This is a genomic window from Streptomyces gobitricini, assembly GCF_039532985.1.
Classification (GTDB): Bacteria; Actinomycetota; Actinomycetes; order Streptomycetales; family Streptomycetaceae; genus Streptomyces; species Streptomyces gobitricini.
The window spans coordinates 193,449-211,374 of the sequence record NZ_BAAASR010000006.1; the positions used below are offsets into that span (position 1 = coordinate 193,449).

Below are 17,926 nucleotides of genomic sequence, written 5' to 3' on the forward strand. Positions count from 1 at the left end.
AGCGAAGCGAGAGTCCGAGTGCCGCCCGCCGCAGGCCCGGGCACCCGACCCGCACCACCGGGGCGAAGCCGGGCGGTGCGAGGCCGGGCAGCGGGGGGCGTCAGGCCGCGGGCTTGAAGCCGCGCAGGCGGAGGCTGTTGCCGACGACGAACACCGAGGAGAACGCCATGGCCGCGCCCGCGATCATGGGGTTGAGGAGGCCGGCGGCGGCCAGCGGCAGGGCGGCGACGTTGTAGGCGAACGCCCAGAAGAGGTTGCCCTTGATCGTGGCGAGGGTACGGCGCGAGAGGCGGATCGCGTCGGCGGCGGCGCGCAGGTCGCCGCGTACGAGCGTGAGGTCACCCGCCTCGATGGCGGCGTCCGTACCGGTGCCCATGGCCAGGCCGAGGTCGGCCTGGGCGAGGGCGGCCGCGTCGTTGACGCCGTCACCGACCATGGCCACCGACCGGCCCTCCGCCTGGAGTCGCTTGACCACCTCGACCTTCTCCTCCGGCATGACCTCCGCGTACACCTCGTCGATGCCGACCTCCGCGGCGACCGCCTCGGCGACGGCCCGGTTGTCGCCGGTGAGCAGGATGGGCGCCAGGCCCAGGCTCCGGAGGCGCGTGATGGCCTCGGCGCTGGTGTCCTTGACCGCGTCCGCGACCTCCAGGACCGCCCGGGCCCGTCCGTCCCAGGCGACGGCGATGGCGGTGCGGCCGGCGGCCTCCGCTTCCCGCCGGGCACGCCGGAGTTCCTCGGGCAGCGTCATGGACCACTCGGCCAGCAGCTTCTCGCGGCCGACGAGCACGGCGTGGCCGTCCACCACTCCCTGGACGCCGAGGCCCGCGATGTTCGTGAAGTCCTCGGGGGTGGGGAGCGTACCGACGCGCTCGGCCGCCCCGGTGGCCACCGCCTTGGCGATGGGGTGCTCCGAGGCGTGCTCCAGCGCGCCCGCCAGCCGCAGGACGTCGTGCTCGTCGGTGCCTTCGGCCGGGTGGACCTTGATCAGGGTCATCCGGCCGGTGGTGACGGTGCCGGTCTTGTCGAGGACGATGGTGTCGACCTCGCGGGTGGTCTCCAGGACCTCCGGGCCCTTGATCAGGATGCCGAGCTGCGCGCCCCGTCCCGTACCGACCATCAGGGCCGTCGGGGTCGCCAGGCCGAGCGCGCACGGGCAGGCGATGATCAGGACGGCGACGGCGGCGGTGAACGCGGCGGTCAGCCCGGCACCGCTGCCGAGCCAGAAGCCGAGCGTGGCGAGCGCGAGCCCGATGACGACCGGCACGAAGACGGCGGAGATCCGGTCGGCGAGGCGCTGGGCGGCGGCCTTGCCGTTCTGGGCGTCCTCCACCAGCTTCGCCATGCGGGCCAGCTGGGTGTCGGTTCCGATCCGGGTGGCCTCGACGACCAGCCGGCCACCCGCGTTGAGGGTGGCTCCGGTGACCGGGTCGCCGACGCCCACCTCGACCGGCACGGACTCGCCCGTGAGCATGGAGGCGTCCACGGCGGAGGTGCCCTCGACGACCGTGCCGTCCGTGGCGATCTTCTCGCCGGGCCGGACGAGGAAGCGGTCGCCCACCCGCAGGTCGGCGGTCGGGATGAGGGTCTCGCGGCCGCCTCGCAGGACGGTGACGTCCTTCGCGCCCAGCTCCAGCAGCGCCTTCAGAGCCGCGCCCGCCTTGCGCTTGGAGCGCGCCTCGAAGTAGCGGCCGGCCAGGATGAACGCGGTGACCCCGGCCGCGGCCTCCAGATAGATGTTCCCGGCGCCTTCGGTGCGGGCGATGGTGAACTCGAAGGGGTGCGTCATGCCGGGCATACCGGCCGTGCCGAAGAACAGCGCCCACAGGGACCACAGGAACGCGGCCGACGTACCGACCGAGACGAGCGTGTCCATCGTCGCGGCGCCGTGCCGCGCGTTGGTCCAGGCGGCGCGGTGGAACGGCCAGCCGGCGTAGGTGACGACCGGCGCGGCGAGCGTGAGGGAGAGCCACTGCCAGTACTCGATCTGGAGGGCCGGGACCATCGCCATGGCGATGACGGGTACGGAGAGGACGACGGCCGTGACCAGGCGCTGCCGCAACGGCCGCAGCTCGTCCGGCTGCTCCGCCGGCTCGGGGGTCTCGGCCGCGGCGGGCTCCGGTTCCCGGGCGGTGTACCCGGTCGCCTCCACGGTGGCGATGAGGTCGGCCACCCGCACCCCGTCCGCGTACGCGACCTTCGCCTTCTCGGTGGCGTAGTTGACGGTCGCGGTGACGCCGTCCATCCGGTTGAGCTTCTTCTCGATGCGGGCCGCGCACGAGGCGCAGGTCATGCCGCCGATGGCGAGCTCGACCTCGGCGGCGGGGCCGGGTGTCGTCGTCGTGGTGGTGCTCATGAGTACTGCTCCTCGCCGATCGATACCCCAACAGGGTATGCCCTTACGATGGTGACATGTATACCCCCCAGGGGTAACACCCGCAAGCGATCAACCCCCTTGACTTGGTACCCCCCTGGGGTATATTGGGCGACACGGGACCACGTCTCACCAGGGGAGTCACCATGAACACCGGAGTGAAGATCGCCGCATTCGCCGCGGCACTCGCCGCGACGTTCGGCACGGCGTACGGGGTGGGCAAGGCCGTCGGCCCGGTCGTGACGACGGAGGAGCGCCCGGCCGCCCCGCACGGCGCGCACGACGGGAAGGTCCGTACGGCTGCCTTCACGGTGCACGCGCATTAGGGTGGCCATTGGACTAGACCTGTAGCGAATGGAGTCGGCAGTGAGCAACCGTGCAGTCCTGGAGGTGATCGCCCTCGACGCGGAGGACGCGATCGCCGCACAGGCCGGAGGAGCGGACCGCCTCGAACTGGTCACGGACATCGCCGCGGACGGGCTCACCCCGTCCCGCGAGACCTACGGCCGGATCCGCGCCGCCGTGGACATCCCGCTGCGCGTGATGCTGCGCCTGACGGACGGGTTCGCCGCGGGCGACGTCGACGCGCTGGTGCGGGTGGCGCGGGAACTGCGCGAGGAGGGCGCCGACGAGTTCGTCCTCGGCTTCCTCGACGCCGAGGGCCATGTGGACCTGGTGACGGTCGAGCGGCTGGTCGCCGAGCTGGAGGGCTGCCACTGGACGTTCCACCGCGCGCTGGACCGGGTGGCCGACCGTGACGCGGCGCGCAAGCAGCTCGCGGACCTGCCGGGACTGGACACCTACCTCACGGCCGGGTCGGCGGCCGGTGTCGACGACGGTCTGCCGACCCTGCTGGACGAGGCCGACGCCGCACGGCGCGGCGAGCCGGGTTACGAGCCCCGGCTCCTGGTCGGCGGCGGCCTCCGGCTGGACCACGTCCCGGCGCTCCTCGCCGGAGGCGTCACCGCCTTCCACATCGGCGGCGCCGCCCGCCCCGCCGGCTGGTCCGCCCCGGTCTCCCCCACGGCGGTCCGCGCCTGGCGCACGGCGATCGACGCCCGCGCGTAGCGCCCCGGGGGCGGAGGCGGGGCGTGGCGGCGACCCGCCCCCGGCCCACACCGCCGCCCCCGCCGGCGCAATGGTCGCGTGCCCGGCGCGGTGGCAGGCTGCGGCCCTGGAACGCGCACCCGCCCCGCCGGGGCACTCCCGGCCCGCGCCCCGCCCCGCCGGACACCCCAGCCGGGGGACATCCCGCCCCGCCGGGCACCACCGACCCGGCAGCACCCGGACCGGCCCGGCGCCGAGCACCGCTCGCACCGCTCGCACCGCTCGCACCGCTCGCACCGGCACAATGGCCCCATGGCGCCCCTTCCCGACCACCCCGCCCACGACGAACTCCGCCTCCGCTGGGCGTCGGCCGTGCGCGGTGCCGCTCATGCCGACCGGTACGCCGACGACCTCCTCGCCCGCTGGGCCGAGCCGCAGCGGCGCTACCACACCACCGACCACCTCCTCGCGGTCCTGCACCGCGTCGACGAGCTCGCGGACCACGCGGACGACGCCGACGCCGTGCGCCTCGCCGCCTGGTTCCACGACGCCGTCTACCTCCCCGAGCGCTCCACCAACGAGGAACGCAGCGCCCGTCTCGCCGAGCGCGCCCTGCCCGAACTGGGCGTCGGCACGGCCCGTACGGCGGAGGTCGCCCGCCTGGTCCGGCTCACGGTCACCCACGACCCGGCGGACGGCGACCGCAACGGCGAGGTGCTGTGCGACGCGGACCTCGCCGTCCTGGCCGCCGCGCCCGACGCGTACGCCGCCTACGCGGCCGCCGTACGGGAGGAGTACGGCTTCGTGCCGGACGACGCGTTCCGCGAGGGGCGCGCGGCGGTGCTGCGGCAGCTGCTCGGGCTGCCGTGCCTGTTCCGTACGCCGCACGGCGCACGCGCGTGGGAGGAGCGGGCCCGCCAGAACCTGACCACGGAGCTGAAGCTGCTGGAGACCTCGGGCACGTCGGCGGGAATGTGAGCGCCCGGCGGGGCGTTGTCTCCGGGCATGCCCCGAACCGCCGGACGTGACCGCACCCGTATGCCCCTGGCCGTCTACATCCTCGGCCTGTCCGTCTTCGCGCTCGGCACGAGCGAGTTCATGCTGTCGGGTCTGCTGCCACCGATCGCGGACGACATGGACGTCTCGATCCCGCAGGCCGGACTGCTCATATCCGCCTTCGCGATCGGCATGGTGGTCGGCGCCCCGCTCCTCGCGGTCGCCACGCTGCGCCTGCCGCGCAAGACGACGCTCACCGCGCTGATCGGCACGTTCGGCATCGGGCAGCTCGCGGGCGCGCTGGCTCCCTCGTACGGGATCCTGCTCGCGTCCCGCGTGGTCAGCGCGCTCGCGTGCGCCGGGTTCTGGGCGGTGGGCGCGGCCGTGGCGATCGCGATGGTGCCGGTCGGCTCACGCGCCCGCGCGATGGCCGTGATGATCGGCGGGCTGTCGATCGCGAACGTCCTCGGCGTCCCGGCCGGCGCGTTCCTCGGCGAGCACCTGGGCTGGCGCTCCGCGTTCTGGGCGGTCGGCGCCGCCTCCGCCGTCGCGCTGGTCGGCGTGGTGACCCTGATCCCGCGCATCCCGCTCCCCGACGAGAAGCCTCGGCTGCGGCGCGAACTGACCATCTACCGCGACCGGCAGGTCTGGCTGGCGATCGCGGTCACCGCCCTCGCGGCGGGCGGCGTCTTCTGCGCGTTCTCCTACCTGGCGCCGCTGCTCACCGACGTCGCCGGACTCGACGCGGGCTGGGTGCCGACCGTGCTGGCCCTCTTCGGCATCGGCGCGCTGATCGGCACGACGATCGGCGGCCGGGTCGCGGACGCCCATCTGTTCGGGGTGCTGCTGAGCGGCATCACCGCGTCGACGGTGTTCCTGGTGGCGCTCGCGGTCTTCGCGTCCAGCCCCGTCGCCACGGTCGTCCTCTCCTTCCTCCTCGGCGTCTCGGCGTTCTACACCGCCCCGGCCCTCAACGCCCGCATGTTCAACGTCGCCGGGGCGGCCCCCACGCTGGCCGGCGCCACGACGACGGCCGCGTTCAACCTCGGCAACACCGGCGGCCCCTGGCTCGGCGGCACGGTCATCGACGCGGGCCTCGGCTTCCCGTCCACGGCCTGGGCGGGCGCCGCGATGACCGTCCTGGCGCTCGTGGCGGCGGCCGTGGCCCTGCGCCTGCACGGCTCGGCGTCCCGCGTGGTGAGCCGGTCTAGCGCGGCGCCGGCGGACCGCGGGCCGTCCCGCCCGTCCCGCGTCTGACCCCCGCCGGTCGGCGCCGCCCCGGCGGGTCAGGCGGGCGGCCGGCGCTTCGGCCGCCGCAGGCCCGACTCCCTGAGCCGGCGTACGAGTTCCCTGGAGCGCACCTCGACCGCGCCCGCCGCCACCGCGTCCGCGTACCGCTCGGAGGGGACGTCGTAGTGGTCGCGGTCGAAGGCGCGCGGCGGGGCGCCGATCCGGGCGGCGAAGGCGTGGAGCTCGTCGTAGGACGTGTCGCTCACCATGTGGGACCACATGCGGCCGTGGCCCGGCCAGTCGGGCGGGTCGATGTAGACCGTCACGTGAGGCCGCCGACCCGTGCCACCACCACGCCTGCCTTGCCGCACACCCAGTGCGGGTCCGGGCCCAGCTCGGGCTCGACGTCCAGCGCGTGCGGGTCGCCGGAGCCGCACACCGGGCACAGCGGCCAGCGGCCGTACCGCTCCAGGAGGGCGTCCTGGACGTCCTGGGCGACCAGCCCGGCGACGTACCCGACGCCTTCCGGCCACTGCTCGACCCACCAGCGGCGGTGCGTCACCGCGTTCTCCACGAGCGAGACCACCTCCGCCTCGGCGACGTCCCGCGCCATGAGGTCGGCGAGGACCAGGGCCCGCGCGGCGTGCAGGGCCTGCTCAAGAGGGTCTACGGCGTCCATGCGGTCATTGTCGCCCCCAGGTCGGGAAGGGTTGACGACCCCCCGGGCTGAAAATACCTTTCAGTGGTGACCAATGACGTGAAGGAAATTTTCAACGGTAGCGGCGTGGGTCCCGGCAGACCGGGCGGGGAAGCCGCCCCCGCGCCCGCCGCCCTGGCCGCCAAGGTCCGCACGCTCGCCCCCTCCATGACCCGCTCCATGCAGCGCGTCGCCGAGGCCGTCGCCGCCGACCCCGCCGGCTGCGCCGCCCTCACGGTCACCGGTCTCGCCGAGCTGACCGGCACCAGCGAGGCGACGGTCGTGCGCACCGCCCGCCTCCTCGGCTACCCCGGCTACCGCGACCTGCGCCTCGCCCTCGCCGGGCTCGCGGCCCAGCAGCAGTCCGGCCGGGCGCCCTCCGTCACCGCCGACATCGCCGTCGACGACCCGATAGCGGACGTCGTCGCCAAGCTCGCCCACGACGAGCAGCAGACCCTCGCCGACACCGCCGCCGGACTGGACACCATCCAGCTCGGCGCCGCCGTCACCGCGCTGGCCGCCGCCCGACGCACCGACATCTACGGCGTCGGCGCCTCCGGCCTGGTCGCCCAGGACCTCGCGCAGAAGCTCCTGCGCATCGGACTGATCGCACACGCCCACAGCGACCCGCACCTCGCGGTCACCAACGCGGTCCAGCTCCGCGCCGGCGACGTCGCCATCGCCATCACCCACTCGGGCTCCACCGGCGACGTCATAGAACCGCTCCGTGTCGCCTTCGACCACGGCGCGACCACCGTCGCGGTCACCGGCCGCCCGGACGGCCCGGTCTCACAGTACGCCGACCACATACTCACCACCTCCACGGCGAGGGAGAGCGAACTGCGGCCCGCCGCCATGTCCTCCCGCACCAGCCAGCTCCTCGTGATCGACTGCCTGTTCACCGGAGTCACGCAGCGTACGTACGAGACGGCCGCCCCCGCGCTCTCCGCCTCCTACGAGGCCCTCGCGCACCGCCACTCGCCCCGCACCCGCTGATCGCCCGATCACGCACGCGCCACACCCATCACGCCCGCCGCACCCGCCACACCCACCGATCGCCCGACTTCCCCGATCACCCCGATCGCCCCGATCGCCCCAGTCGCCCCACTCGCCCGAAAGAGCGCGTACAGATGAACCCCTCGGAACTGTCCACCCTCACCACGGAAGCCTTCCGCCCGGAGCTCGCGGACATCGACCGCCTCCCCACCGCCGAGATCGCCCGGCTGATGAACGCCGAGGACCGGTCCGTCCCCGGCGCCGTCACCGGCCAGCTGCCCCGTATCGCCGCCGCCATCGACGCCACCGCCGACCGCATGGCACGCGGCGGCCGCCTGGTCTACGCCGGCGCGGGCACGGCCGGGCGGCTCGGCGTCCTGGACGCCAGCGAGTGCCCGCCCACCTTCAACGCCGCCCCCACCCAGGTCGTCGGCCTGATCGCGGGCGGCCCGGCCGCCCTGCTGGAGGCCGTCGAGGGCGCCGAGGACTCCCGCGAGTTCGCGGCCGCCGACCTGGACGCCCTCGCCCTCACCTCGGACGACACCGTCGTCGGCGTCTCCGCCTCCGGCCGCACCCCGTACGCCGTCGGCGCGGTCGAGCACGCCCGCCGGAAGGGCGCCCTGACGATCGGCCTGTCCTGCAACGCGGGAAGCGCCCTCACGGCCGCCGCCGAGCACGGCATCGAGGTCGTCGTGGGCCCCGAACTGCTCACCGGCTCCACCCGCCTGAAGGCGGGCACCGCCCAGAAACTGGTCCTCAACATGATCTCGACGATCACGATGATCCGGCTCGGCAAGACGTACGGGAACCTGATGGTCGACGTCCGCGCCTCCAACGACAAGCTCCGCGCCCGCTCCCGCCGGATCGTCTCCCTCGCCACCGGCGCGTCCGACGCCGACATCGAGGCGGCCCTCACCGCGACGGACGGCGAGGTCAAGCCCGCCATTCTCGTCCTCCTCGCCGGTGTCGACGCCGAGACGGCGAACCAGCTCCTCACCAAGACGGGCGGCCACCTCCGCGCGGCGCTCGACCAATAGGCGGGCGCCACCCGCTCACCGGCGCGCACCCACCGCCCGGGGCCCCCGCCCCTGGCACCATCCGCGCATGACCGCAGCCGCACCCGCCCCCGCACCCGATCCCCGCACCACCGCCGGCGCCCTCCTGCCCCTCGTCGGCGGCGCCGCGAACATCACCTCCGTCGCCCACTGCATGACCCGCCTCCGCCTCGGCCTGAACGACCGGGCCCTGGTCCAGGACGAGGCGCTCAAGGCCCACCCGGCCGTCCTCGGTGTCGTCGAGGACGACACGACCTACCAGATCGTCCTCGGCCCCGGCACCGTCGCCCGTGTCACCCCCGAGTTCGAGGCCCTCCTCCTCCAGGCCAGGGGCGCCGCCATCAAAGCCGCGCAGAAGGACAGGAACGCCACCCCCGGCAAGATCCTCCTGCGCCGCCTCGCGAACATCTTCGTCCCCCTGATCCCCGCCCTCATCGGCTGCGGCATCATCGCCGGCATCAACGGCCTGCTCCTCAACCTCCACTGGCTCCCCGCCCTCACCCCCGCCCTCGCCGCCGTCGCCTCCGGCTTCATGGCGCTGATCGCCGTGTTCGTCGGCCTCAACACGGCGAAGGAGTTCGGCGGCACCCCGATCCTCGGCGGCGCCGTCGCCGCGATCATCGTGTACGCGGGAGTCGCCAAGGTCGAGGCCTTCGGCCAGCAGCTCTCCCCCGGCCAGGGAGGCGTGCTGGGCGCCCTGGCCGCCGCCGTGCTCGCCGTCCACGTGGAGAAGTGGTGCCGCCGCCACGTGCCCGAGTCCCTCGACGTGCTCGTCACCCCCACCGTCACCGTGCTCGTCGCCGGGCTCGTCACCGTCTACGGCCTGATGTTCGTCGCCGGTGAGGTGTCCACCGCCATCGGTGTGGCCGCCGACTGGCTCCTCGCCCACGCCGGAGCGGTCGCCGGGCTCGTCCTGGGCGGGCTGTTCCTCCCTCTCGTGATGCTCGGCCTGCACCAGGCCCTGATCCCGATCCACACCACCCTGATCGAGCAGCAGGGCCACACCGTCCTGCTCCCCATGCTCGCGATGGCCGGAGCGGGACAGGTCGGCGCGGCCGCCGCCGTCTACGTACGCCTCCGCCACCGCACCGACCTCCGCCGCACCATCAGGTCCGCGATGCCCGCCGGACTCCTCGGCGTGGGCGAGCCGCTCATCTACGGCGTCTCGCTGCCGCTCGGGCGGCCGTTCGTCACGGCCTGCGTCGGCGGGGCGTTCGGCGGCGGGTTCGTCGGGCTGTTCCACATGCTCGGCGCCCCGGTCGGCTCGACGGCGATCGGCCCGTCCGGCTGGGCCCTGTTCCCGTTGCTCCACGGCGACCGGGGCCTGTCGGTGACCACCGTCGCCGTCTACGCGGGCGGGCTGCTGACCGGGTACGTGGCGGGGTTCGCCGCCACGTACCTCTTCGGCATCGGCAGAGCGCTGCTCAGCCCACCACCTGCTCCTTGACCGTGACCCGGCCCTGGCGGATCGTGGCGAGCCGGGGCGCGCGCCGCGCCAGGGCGGTGTCGTGGGTGACCATCACGAACGTCAGCCCGTTCTCCTCCCACAGCCCTTCCAGCAGGTCCATGACCTCGTCGCGCGTCGACTCGTCCAGGTTCCCGGTCGGCTCGTCCGCCAGCAGCACCGCCGGCCGCTTCACCAGCGCCCGCGCTATCGCCACCCGCTGCTGCTGCCCGCCGGACAACTCTCCGGGCAGGTGCCGGCGCCGCTCCCCGAGCCCCACCGACACCAGCGCCTCCACCGCCCGCTCACGCCGCTCGGGGGCCCTGAGCCCGAGCGGTACGAGGGCGGTTTCCACGTTCTCCTGGGCGGAGAGCGTCGGCACCAGGTTGAAGCCCTGGAACACGAACCCGATCTTCTCCGCCCGCACGCGCGTCAGCCGCGCCTCCGGCAGCGTCGCCAGATTGGTCCCGTCGAGGAGCACGCTGCCCTCCGTCGGCCGGTCGAGGCCGCCGAGCATCTGCAGCAGCGTGGACTTGCCGCCACCGGTCGGGCCCTGGATCACCAGCCGCCCGCCGTCCTCGATGATCAGGTCCACCCCGTCGAGGGCCCGGACGGTCTCCTTGCCGCGCCGGTAGCGCTTGGTGACGCCACTGAGCTGGTACATCCGCTGTCAACTCCAGTCGTACGTAAAGGGGGTGCGGGTCATCCGACGCGGCGCAGCGCGTCCGCCGGCCGGAGCCGGGAGGCGCGCCAGCCGCCGAACCCGCCCGCGACGAGGCCGCCCGCGACGGCGAGGGCCACGGCGAGTCCGATGGTGGTGAGGGAGACGGGCGCGGTGAGTGCGACGTCCAGCGCGCGGGAGGCGGTCTCCCGCGCCGGGCCGCCGGCGAACCGCTGCCCGCCACCGCCACCGCCGGCCCCGCCTGCGCCCAGCTCGGCGGTGAGCGTCGGCGCGAACGCCGTGACGGCCCACGCTCCGGCCAGCCCCGCGCCGATCCCGAGCGCCCCGCCGATCAGCCCGTGCACCAGCGCCTCGCCGGCCACCTGCCGGGTGACGCGCCCGCTCCGCCACCCCAGCGCCTTGAGGGTGCCGAACTCGCGCACCCGCCTGCTGACCGCCGAAGACGTCAGCAGGCCCGCCACGACGAACGCCGCGCCCAGCACGATGACCGACAGCCACTTGCCCACGCCCGCCGCCAGGCCGGAGGCGGTCGACAGGGACCCGGAGACGGTGTCGGCGAGGTCGGCCGACGTGGTGACGGTCGTACCCGGGACGTTCTTCTGCACCGCGCCCTTGACCTCCTCCACGCGCTGCGAGTCGGCCGCCCGGACGTACACGGTCGTCACCTCGCCCTTCGCGCCGGCGAGGGTCTGGGCCTGGGCGAGCGGCAGGTACACAGACGCGGCGGCGTCCCCGCTGTCGGCGGTCGCGACGCCGATGACGGCGTACGCGGTGCCGGAGATGGTGAGCCTCTCCCCGACGCTCAGCCCCTGCTCCTTGGCGTACGCGCTGTCGACGACGGCCACCTCGGCGGACGTCTCGGTCACCGCGAACGTACGGCCGGACGTGATCCTTGAGGAGGTCAGCGGCCCGAGCCCCTGATGGGCGACGTCGGTCCCGTACACCGTGTACGAGTCGACCCCGAAGTCCGCGCCGCCGCCGCGTACTTCGCCGCCACCGCCCCCGCCCTGCCCCTGTCCGGGCCGTGCGGGCTGCACCTCACCGCGCGCGAACCGCCCGTCCACCTTCATCACCCGGGCGTTCAACCCGCCGACGGCGTCCGCCACCCCGGCCTGCCGGGCGACCTTCGCGACCGTCGAGGCGGCGAGCGTCTCGAACCCCTGCACCATCACGACGTCCTGGCTCTGCCGCTCGCCGTCCGCGCCCTCGCCGGCGTCGAACCGGAACCGGGGCCGCCGCACGGCGTCGCCCTCCTCGGGCGGTGAGGCCGCCTTGGTGACCGTCATGTCGGTGCCGAGCCCGTACAGCGACTCCAGCACCTTGCCCTGGGCCCGGTTCATCCCGGCCGTGACCGAGTCGACCACGATGACCAGCGCGATCCCGAGGGCCAGCCCCGAGGCGACGACCAGCGCCGCCTTGCGTCGACGGCGCAACTCGCGCCGGAGGTAGGTGAAGAACATGGCGCGAAAGCTATGGACGCCGGGTGATGAGGGGTTAAGGCCCCGGTGAGAGTCGTATGAGAAGCGGATCGGACGTTACGCGCCGGCCGCCGCGCCACCCGGGAACGCCGCCGTGTCCAGCGCGACACCGAACGGCTGGGGCAGGGTGAGCACCTTCCCGAACGGCACCTGTTCGGACTGCTTGTACGTGCCGTCCTGCGGTTCCGTGAAGAGGCTGACCATCGCGCCACGGGTGTCGTACCGGTCGATGAGCAGGTACGCCGGGACGTGGGCACGCGCGTAGGCGTGGTACTTCCTGGTCCGGTCGTCGGTGGCATTGGTCTTGGAGGTGATCTCGACGATCAGCAGGGCCTCGGACGCGTCGACGGGGTCGTACGTGTCCGGGTCGGCGGCCTCTACCAGGTCGACCGGCATGACCACCAGGTCGGGCACGTACAGCTTGTCCAGCGGAGCGACGTGCACGCCGAGGGTCTGGTAGATGTCCAACTCGTCGGGCAGCCGCTTGTACAGCGCGCGCTGCACCCGAGCCGCGATGGAGTTGTGGTGCCGATGAGGCGGCGGTACCAAGAAAATCTTCCCCTTGTCGATCTCGGCGCGCCAGCCCTCGGGCACGTCCAGCTCGCGCCACGCGTTCAGCATGAATTCCCATGACGGGGGGGTCTCGGGGGCCGGGTCGTTCTCGACCGTCGCGGCTGTCATCGCGGGTCCCTTCTCCCATGGCTTGCGGAAGGCGAACGTGGATCGACGGGGCGCCGGGGAAGCGCGCTTCCTCCAGCGTCCCACGATCGTGTGAGCAGCGCACCGAACCGCCACCTCACGGCAGGCGCCCCCGCTGGTTCAACTCTCGAACGCGCGCCCGCAGCACCTCGCCCGGCGGGGCGGGGGTCAGCGCGTCAGCGGGGCAGTCCCACTCGCGCCCCCCGCCCAGCGGCCTGAGCTGCACATAACCGCCGACCCGGCCCATGACCTCGCCGATCCGCCCGTCCCGGGAATCGATCATGTACTCGGGGGCACTCATCGCCGCGCCTCGTGCAGCGCGGCGACCAGGCGCATCGCGGTGTCCACGTTGCACCTGCCCAGGTCCACCAGCGGGCACGGCACCTCACTCGCGGCCGACACCGGGTCCACCCGCAGGGACGGCAGGGTCACACCGACTCTGCCGAGCTCGTCCCGAAGCTGGGTCACCACTTGCTCCACGGATAGCATCCCCATGACCTGGCACCTCCACGCTGAGTGTTCGGCTTCTGTACACAGCGTGGTCGATTCGCGGCTAGTCTGACCACAAAGGCGGCCCAACAACCCCATCTGTGCTAACGGGAGTTGACACATGCCCGGTCCGAAGGATCTCGACCCGTCCTCCTCACCCAGGGCACTGCTCGGCGCCGAGCTGCGCCACGCCCGCGAGAACGCCGGTCTCAGCCAGGACGCCCTGGGTGAGAAGCTCTTCGTGAGCGGCTCGTTCATCGGCCAGCTGGAGGCCGGCACACGGCGGATGCAGCGGGAGTTCGCGGTCAAGATCGACGCGATACTGGGCACGGACGGCTTCTTCGAGCGCAACTGCGAGGCCGCCAACAAGTCGTCCTACCCGAACCACTTCGCGGAGGCGGTGGAAGCGGAAGCGGTCGCGACAACGATCAAACAGTACGTACCGCTGCTGATTCCGGGCCTGTTGCAGATCGGGGGGTACGCCGAAGCCCTGTTTCAGGCGTACCACCCGATGGCGTCGGAAGCGGAGATCGAAGAGCTGGTCGACGCACGACTGCAGCGCGCGCACGTGCTCGCCGATCCAACAAGGCCCCTGTTTTGGGCCGTCTTGGACGAGTCGACGTTGCGACGGCCTGTCGGCGGGCCATCAACCATGGCAAGAGCCTTGCATCATGTGGCCGAGCTGGTCAGGCAGCGCAAGGTCATCGTGCAAGTGCTCCCTTTCAGCTCCGGCGCCATCGCCGCCCTCGGCGGCGGCATCAAGCTGATGTACTTCTCTGACGCACCTCCTCTCGCCTACATCGACGGGGTCGGCACAGGCCAATTGTTGGATGATCCGGCGACGGTCGCACGGCACGAATTCACTTACGATCTGCTGAGGGCCAATGCGCTGTCACCGGACGCCTCCCTGGCCCTGATCGAATCAGTGGCGGAGGATTACGCCCATGAAGATCGACATCCTTGAGTGGCGCAAGTCGAGCTACAGCGACGGCAGCGGCGGCAACTGCCTCGAAGTCGCCGCCTGGCGCAAGTCCACCCACAGCGGTGGCGACGGTGCCGACTGTCTCGAAGTCGCCGACGGCCACCCGGACGCCGTCCCCGTCCGTGACTCCAAGAACCCCACCGGCCCGAAGCTCGTGTTCCGGGCAGCCGCCTGGTCCGCCTTCGTAGCGGGCCTCAAGCGATAGAGCGCCATCGCGGCCCCGGAGCTCGAGCCTCACGCTCCGGGGCCGTACCGCGTCTCCATCAGGTGCCGCAGCAGCGCGAGGTCCTTGCGGTTGGCGCGGCGCATCGCGGCGGCCAGGACGCGGCTGCCGCCTCCGCCCCGGTTGCGCAGGGTCATGCGGGTGCGGTCGCCCTCGGCGCCGTACGGCTCCCAGGTGTACGTGGTCTCCATCGGGAAGGGGCCCTGATCGGCGCGCATCACCAGCCGCCGGCCCGGCTCGTGGTCGACGATCTCGTACGTGTGGACGAGCCGCCGCCCCAGGAAGCGGGCGACGAACGCGGCCCGTGCGCCGACCTCGACCTCCGACGTCGTCTCCCACTCCACCGAGACGATGTTGACGTACCACTCGGGCGCGTTCGACGGGTCGGCGGCGTACGCGGCGACGAGGTCGCACGGGGCGTCGATCACGGTCTCGGTCAGGACGTCGACGGCCATAACCCCAGCGTAGGCCCGAAGCTCAAGCGCCGACCGCCGAGCGCTCTTAACAGTGATTGGTACTTAAGGGCCTGGTATCAACCCGCCCACCCACCCGGCGAGTTGTCGCCATCCTGACTATGCGGAGCGAATTTGCCACGTACGGTGATCAGGCTCTAGCGTCCCGATAAACGAACAGCCCCCGCGAGGTGCGGCAACACCTGCGGGGGCCTGACCAACTAGATCGACAGGACCTCGATCCATGGCTGACGACCAGCTTAGTGCTGCTCCCCACCCCCTCGCCAAGCCCGGCTACGGCAAACGCTCCGCTCCCGGCCAGAAGCCGCCCACTGCCAGCGACTTCGACCATCTGCCGCCGCGCGAGCGGAGTATCGCGGGGTACATCGACAGGTTGACGGACGGCGCGGACATCTCCTGCAAGACGCTCGCCAAGATCCTCCCGCTCTACGGCCAGTGCGCCGTCCGTACCGCGCTGAACAACCTCGTCCGCGCCGGCCACCTCCGGCGGGGCCTGGAGCAGCTCGTGTCGGCCTCCGGCACCGAGCACTGGGTGACCCGCACCTGGTGGTCGCGTACCGCGCGGGACGACGACTGGTGGGCGGCGTTCCAGCGGGGCGACGTGCCGGAGGACGGGCCCCCGCGCCGCCGGACCCGGTCCCGGGCATTCATCCTGCTCGCCGCCCTCGGGCGGGAGGCGCCCATGATGTCGCTCTCCGACACCGAGTGCGCCGCCCTCGCGCCGCTGGTCACCGAGTGGTTCGAGCGCGGCGCCGACGAGCGGCACGTCATGCACGCCCTGACGGCGGGCCTGCCGTCGCCGGTCCACCGCCCCTTCGCCCTGGCGCGCATGCGCCTGACCACCAAGATCCCACCCGAGCCGATCAGACCCGTACGCCCGCCCCTCCGGGTCCTGGAGTGCGCCAGGTGCGGCGCCCCGGCCCGCCCGGAAGCCCTCCTGGACGGCGCCTGCGCCCCCTGCCGGGGCAAGACGCCACCACCACCCCTCGCGGCCCTCCCACCCGCGCAGGTCCGCGCCCATGCCGCCCAGGCACGGGCGTACCTCCAGCCCGAGAGAAGCCACACATGACCAGCCACACATGACCACGCGCCTCAACACCACGCGCATCAGGACCGCGCCCCGGGCCGGAAACGCCCGAGGGCGGTACCCCCCTGGGAGTGGGGGTACCGCCCTCGGAACGAGAGGACTGTGTCCGATCCGGGAGGATCAGAAGTCCATGTCACCGCCCGGCATGCCGCCCGGAGCACCGGCCGCGGCCTTCTCCGGCTTGTCGGCGATGACGGCCTCGGTGGTGAGGAACAGCGCCGCGATGGAGGCCGCGTTCTGCAGGGCGGAACGGGTCACCTTGGCGGGGTCGATGATGCCCTCGGCGATCATGTCGACGTACTCGCCGGTCGCGGCGTTCAGGCCGTGGCCGACGGGCAGGTTGCGCACCTTCTCGACGATGACGCCGCCCTCGAGACCACCGTTGACGGCGATCTGCTTCAGCGGGGCCTCCAGGGCCAGGCGCACGATGTTGGCACCGGTCGCCTCGTCACCCTCGAGCTCCAGCTTCTCGAAGACGCTGGACGCCTGGAGCAGGGCCACGCCACCACCGGCGACGATGCCCTCCTCGACGGCGGCCTTGGCGTTGCGCACCGCGTCCTCGATGCGGTGCTTGCGCTCCTTGAGCTCGACCTCGGTGGCGGCACCGGCCTTGATGACGGCCACGCCGCCGGCCAGCTTCGCCAGACGCTCCTGGAGCTTCTCGCGGTCGTAGTCCGAGTCGGAGTTCTCGATCTCGGCGCGGATCTGGTTGACGCGGCCCGCGACCTGGTCGCTGTCACCGGCGCCGTCGACGATGGTGGTCTCGTCCTTGGTGATGACGACCTTGCGGGCGCGGCCCAGCAGCTCCAGGCCGGCGTTCTCGAGCTTGAGGCCGACCTCCTCGGAGATGACCTGGCCACCGGTGAGGATGGCGATGTCGTTCAGCATGGCCTTGCGGCGGTCGCCGAAGCCCGGGGCCTTGACGGCGACGGACTTGAAGGTGCCACGGATCTTGTTGACGACCAGGGTCGACAGGGCCTCGCCCTCGACGTCCTCGGCGATGATCAGCAGCGGCTTGCCGGACTGCATGACCTTCTCCAGCAGCGGGAGCAGGTCCTTCACCGAGGAGATCTTCGAGTTGACGATCAGGATGTACGGGTCGTCGAGCGACGCCTCCATACGCTCCATGTCGGTGGCGAAGTACGCCGAGATGTAGCCCTTGTCGAAGCGCATACCCTCGGTGAGCTCCAGCTCCAGACCGAAGGTCTGGGACTCCTCGACGGTGATGACGCCTTCCTTGCCGACCTTGTCCATGGCCTCGGCGATGAGCTCGCCGATCTGGGTGTCGGCGGCGGAGATGGAGGCCGTGGAAGCGATCTGCTCCTTGGTCTCGACATCCTTCGCCTGCTCCAGCAGCGCGCCGGAGACGGCCTCGACGGCGGTCTCGATGCCGCGCTTCAGGGCCATCGGGTTGGCGCCGGCGGCGACGTTGCGCAGACCCTCGCGGACGAGCGCCTGGGCGAGGACGGTCGCGGTGGTCGTACCGTCACCGGCGACGTCGTCCGTCTTCTTGGCGACTTCCTTGACCAGCTCGGCGCCGATCTTCTCGTACGGGTCCTCGAGCTCGATCTCCTTGGCGATGGAAACACCATCGTTGGTGATCGTGGGGGCGCCCCACTTCTTCTCGAGGACGACGTTGCGACCCTTGGGGCCCAGGGTCACCTTGACGGCGTCGGCGAGCTGGTTCATGCCGCGCTCGAGGCCGCGCCGTGCCTCCTCGTCGAACGCGATGATCTTGGCCATGTGAAGTGGTCCTCCCGGACTGGGGTGGATGCTCCGGACCGCGCTGGCGCCCGCGACGGACGGCCTGCCTGCCTGAGGTGGTTCCTTGCCCCACCGGCCTGCTGGCCTCACCGACCCGGTCCTTCGTTGTCACTCTCACCTTCAGAGTGCTAACGCCAATGATTAGCACTCGACCCATGCGAGTGCAAGCGCCTCCGGCAGATCCGGGACGTCGCCGGGCCGCCGAAGGAC

General features: G+C 72.4%; 20 protein-coding genes. 10 read left to right on the forward strand and 10 right to left on the reverse strand.

The features are described 5' to 3' along the window. Positions 1-100 precede the first annotated feature (100 nt). Positions 101-2,356 carry a heavy metal translocating P-type ATPase gene (locus ABD347_RS06555; protein ID WP_344357572.1) on the reverse strand — a complete coding sequence of 752 codons (2,256 nt, stop codon included), beginning with the start codon at positions 2,354-2,356 and terminating at the stop codon, positions 101-103. Positions 2,357-2,520: 164 nt separating this feature from the next. Between ABD347_RS06555 and ABD347_RS06560 the strand changes: the two genes are divergently transcribed. The 4 genes from ABD347_RS06560 (at position 2,521) to ABD347_RS06575 (ending at position 5,674) form a co-directional block, all read left to right on the forward strand. After that, a complete protein-coding gene (locus ABD347_RS06560; RefSeq protein ID WP_344357920.1) occupies positions 2,521-2,700 on the forward strand; it encodes a hypothetical protein in 180 nt (59 codons plus the stop codon). 40 nt (positions 2,701-2,740) lie between these two features. Then, complete coding sequence (locus ABD347_RS06565; RefSeq protein WP_344357575.1) at positions 2,741-3,442, forward strand: copper homeostasis protein CutC; 702 nt, start codon at positions 2,741-2,743, stop codon at positions 3,440-3,442. 291 nt (positions 3,443-3,733) lie between these two features. After that, positions 3,734-4,399, forward strand: coding sequence for an HD domain-containing protein (locus tag ABD347_RS06570; RefSeq protein ID WP_344357578.1), 666 nt, complete (start codon positions 3,734-3,736; stop codon positions 4,397-4,399). Between the two features lie 60 nt (positions 4,400-4,459). After that, positions 4,460-5,674: a Cmx/CmrA family chloramphenicol efflux MFS transporter gene (locus ABD347_RS06575; protein ID WP_344357902.1), complete on the forward strand. Its 1,215-nt coding sequence runs from the start codon at positions 4,460-4,462 to the stop codon at positions 5,672-5,674. Positions 5,675-5,703: 29 nt separating this feature from the next. Here ABD347_RS06575 and ABD347_RS06580 read toward each other — a convergent pair whose 3' ends face one another. Together ABD347_RS06580 and ABD347_RS06585 are read right to left on the reverse strand one after the other, a co-directional pair. Continuing rightward, positions 5,704-5,973, reverse strand: coding sequence for a DUF4031 domain-containing protein (locus ABD347_RS06580; protein WP_344357581.1), 270 nt, complete (start codon positions 5,971-5,973; stop codon positions 5,704-5,706). Beyond that, positions 5,970-6,326 carry a hypothetical protein gene (locus ABD347_RS06585; protein ID WP_344357584.1) on the reverse strand — a complete coding sequence of 119 codons (357 nt, stop codon included), beginning with the start codon at positions 6,324-6,326 and terminating at the stop codon, positions 5,970-5,972. Before ABD347_RS06585 ends, ABD347_RS06580 begins: the two co-directional genes overlap by 4 nt. Positions 6,327-6,392: 66 nt before the next feature. Here ABD347_RS06585 and ABD347_RS06590 point away from each other — a divergent pair, with 66 nt between their 5' ends. The 3 genes from ABD347_RS06590 to ABD347_RS06600 all read left to right on the forward strand — a co-directional run bounded on the left by ABD347_RS06590 (position 6,393) and on the right by ABD347_RS06600 (position 9,842). Then, positions 6,393-7,340, forward strand: a complete 948-nt coding sequence (locus tag ABD347_RS06590) for a MurR/RpiR family transcriptional regulator (RefSeq protein ID WP_425575587.1) — start codon at positions 6,393-6,395, stop codon at positions 7,338-7,340. Between the two features lie 134 nt (positions 7,341-7,474). Then, positions 7,475-8,377: an N-acetylmuramic acid 6-phosphate etherase gene (gene murQ / locus ABD347_RS06595; RefSeq protein WP_344357587.1), complete on the forward strand. Its 903-nt coding sequence runs from the start codon at positions 7,475-7,477 to the stop codon at positions 8,375-8,377. Between the two features lie 67 nt (positions 8,378-8,444). Beyond that, positions 8,445-9,842 carry a PTS transporter subunit EIIC gene (locus ABD347_RS06600; RefSeq protein ID WP_344357588.1) on the forward strand — a complete coding sequence of 466 codons (1,398 nt, stop codon included), beginning with the start codon at positions 8,445-8,447 and terminating at the stop codon, positions 9,840-9,842. On the opposite strand, the gene ABD347_RS06605 is transcribed toward ABD347_RS06600, so the two are convergent. The 5 genes from ABD347_RS06605 to ABD347_RS06625 form a co-directional block, all read right to left on the reverse strand. Then, on the reverse strand, positions 9,820-10,503 hold the full coding sequence (locus ABD347_RS06605) for an ABC transporter ATP-binding protein (RefSeq protein ID WP_344357590.1): 684 nt from the start codon (positions 10,501-10,503) through the stop codon (positions 9,820-9,822). The genes ABD347_RS06600 and ABD347_RS06605 overlap by 23 nt on opposite strands. A gap of 38 nt (positions 10,504-10,541) precedes the next feature. After that, positions 10,542-11,981 (reverse strand): ABC transporter permease, encoded by a 1,440-nt coding sequence (locus ABD347_RS06610; protein WP_344357593.1) that lies wholly within the window; start codon positions 11,979-11,981, stop codon positions 10,542-10,544. A 75-nt stretch (positions 11,982-12,056) separates the two neighbouring features. After that, a complete protein-coding gene (locus ABD347_RS06615) occupies positions 12,057-12,680 on the reverse strand; it encodes a Uma2 family endonuclease (protein WP_344357596.1) in 624 nt (207 codons plus the stop codon). Positions 12,681-12,795: 115 nt separating this feature from the next. Further along, positions 12,796-12,999, reverse strand: a complete 204-nt coding sequence (locus tag ABD347_RS06620) for a hypothetical protein (protein WP_344357599.1) — start codon at positions 12,997-12,999, stop codon at positions 12,796-12,798. Continuing rightward, on the reverse strand, positions 12,996-13,193 hold the full coding sequence (locus tag ABD347_RS06625; protein ID WP_344357601.1) for a hypothetical protein: 198 nt from the start codon (positions 13,191-13,193) through the stop codon (positions 12,996-12,998). Before ABD347_RS06625 ends, ABD347_RS06620 begins: the two co-directional genes overlap by 4 nt. A gap of 115 nt (positions 13,194-13,308) precedes the next feature. Between ABD347_RS06625 and ABD347_RS06630 the strand changes: the two genes are divergently transcribed. Both ABD347_RS06630 and ABD347_RS06635 read left to right on the forward strand, forming a co-directional pair. Beyond that, positions 13,309-14,151 carry a helix-turn-helix domain-containing protein gene (locus tag ABD347_RS06630; protein ID WP_344357604.1) on the forward strand — a complete coding sequence of 281 codons (843 nt, stop codon included), beginning with the start codon at positions 13,309-13,311 and terminating at the stop codon, positions 14,149-14,151. Then, entirely contained in the window at positions 14,132-14,374 is a 243-nt protein-coding gene (locus ABD347_RS06635) for a DUF397 domain-containing protein (protein WP_344357606.1), read from the forward strand. The genes ABD347_RS06630 and ABD347_RS06635 overlap by 20 nt, the downstream gene beginning before the upstream one ends. A gap of 29 nt (positions 14,375-14,403) precedes the next feature. Here ABD347_RS06635 and ABD347_RS06640 read toward each other — a convergent pair whose 3' ends face one another. Next, the gene (locus ABD347_RS06640) at positions 14,404-14,847 is read right to left on the reverse strand and encodes an SRPBCC family protein (RefSeq protein ID WP_344357609.1); all 444 of its coding nucleotides are present in this window, start codon (positions 14,845-14,847) and stop codon (positions 14,404-14,406) included. Positions 14,848-15,088: 241 nt separating this feature from the next. Between ABD347_RS06640 and ABD347_RS06645 the strand changes: the two genes are divergently transcribed. Then, a complete protein-coding gene (locus ABD347_RS06645; protein ID WP_344357612.1) occupies positions 15,089-15,934 on the forward strand; it encodes a hypothetical protein in 846 nt (281 codons plus the stop codon). Between the two features lie 138 nt (positions 15,935-16,072). On the opposite strand, the gene groL is transcribed toward ABD347_RS06645, so the two are convergent. Continuing rightward, complete coding sequence (gene groL, locus ABD347_RS06650; RefSeq protein ID WP_344357614.1) at positions 16,073-17,695, reverse strand: chaperonin GroEL; 1,623 nt, start codon at positions 17,693-17,695, stop codon at positions 16,073-16,075. Positions 17,696-17,926: the final 231 nt, after the last annotated feature.

What these genes read in the sequence shown, in the direction of transcription:
- murQ (WP_344357587.1), top strand. Translation starts at nt 7,475, where the DNA reads ATGAACCCCTCGGAACTGTCCACCCTCACCACGGAAGCCTTCCGCCCG.
- ABD347_RS06635 (WP_344357606.1), top strand. Translation starts at nt 14,132, where the DNA reads ATGAAGATCGACATCCTTGAGTGGCGCAAGTCGAGCTACAGCGACGGC.
- ABD347_RS06610 (WP_344357593.1), bottom strand. Translation starts at nt 11,981, where the DNA reads ATGTTCTTCACCTACCTCCGGCGCGAGTTGCGCCGTCGACGCAAGGCG.
- ABD347_RS06615 (WP_344357596.1), bottom strand. Translation starts at nt 12,680, where the DNA reads ATGACAGCCGCGACGGTCGAGAACGACCCGGCCCCCGAGACCCCCCCG.
- ABD347_RS06645 (WP_344357612.1), top strand. Translation starts at nt 15,089, where the DNA reads ATGGCTGACGACCAGCTTAGTGCTGCTCCCCACCCCCTCGCCAAGCCC.
- ABD347_RS06625 (WP_344357601.1), bottom strand. Translation starts at nt 13,193, where the DNA reads ATGGGGATGCTATCCGTGGAGCAAGTGGTGACCCAGCTTCGGGACGAG.
- ABD347_RS06575 (WP_344357902.1), top strand. Translation starts at nt 4,460, where the DNA reads ATGCCCCTGGCCGTCTACATCCTCGGCCTGTCCGTCTTCGCGCTCGGC.
- ABD347_RS06640 (WP_344357609.1), bottom strand. Translation starts at nt 14,847, where the DNA reads ATGGCCGTCGACGTCCTGACCGAGACCGTGATCGACGCCCCGTGCGAC.
- ABD347_RS06585 (WP_344357584.1), bottom strand. Translation starts at nt 6,326, where the DNA reads ATGGACGCCGTAGACCCTCTTGAGCAGGCCCTGCACGCCGCGCGGGCC.
- ABD347_RS06555 (WP_344357572.1), bottom strand. Translation starts at nt 2,356, where the DNA reads ATGAGCACCACCACGACGACGACACCCGGCCCCGCCGCCGAGGTCGAG.
- ABD347_RS06620 (WP_344357599.1), bottom strand. Translation starts at nt 12,999, where the DNA reads ATGAGTGCCCCCGAGTACATGATCGATTCCCGGGACGGGCGGATCGGC.
- ABD347_RS06600 (WP_344357588.1), top strand. Translation starts at nt 8,445, where the DNA reads ATGACCGCAGCCGCACCCGCCCCCGCACCCGATCCCCGCACCACCGCC.
- ABD347_RS06605 (WP_344357590.1), bottom strand. Translation starts at nt 10,503, where the DNA reads ATGTACCAGCTCAGTGGCGTCACCAAGCGCTACCGGCGCGGCAAGGAG.
- ABD347_RS06560 (WP_344357920.1), top strand. Translation starts at nt 2,521, where the DNA reads ATGAACACCGGAGTGAAGATCGCCGCATTCGCCGCGGCACTCGCCGCG.
- ABD347_RS06630 (WP_344357604.1), top strand. Translation starts at nt 13,309, where the DNA reads ATGCCCGGTCCGAAGGATCTCGACCCGTCCTCCTCACCCAGGGCACTG.
- groL (WP_344357614.1), bottom strand. Translation starts at nt 17,695, where the DNA reads ATGGCCAAGATCATCGCGTTCGACGAGGAGGCACGGCGCGGCCTCGAG.
- ABD347_RS06570 (WP_344357578.1), top strand. Translation starts at nt 3,734, where the DNA reads ATGGCGCCCCTTCCCGACCACCCCGCCCACGACGAACTCCGCCTCCGC.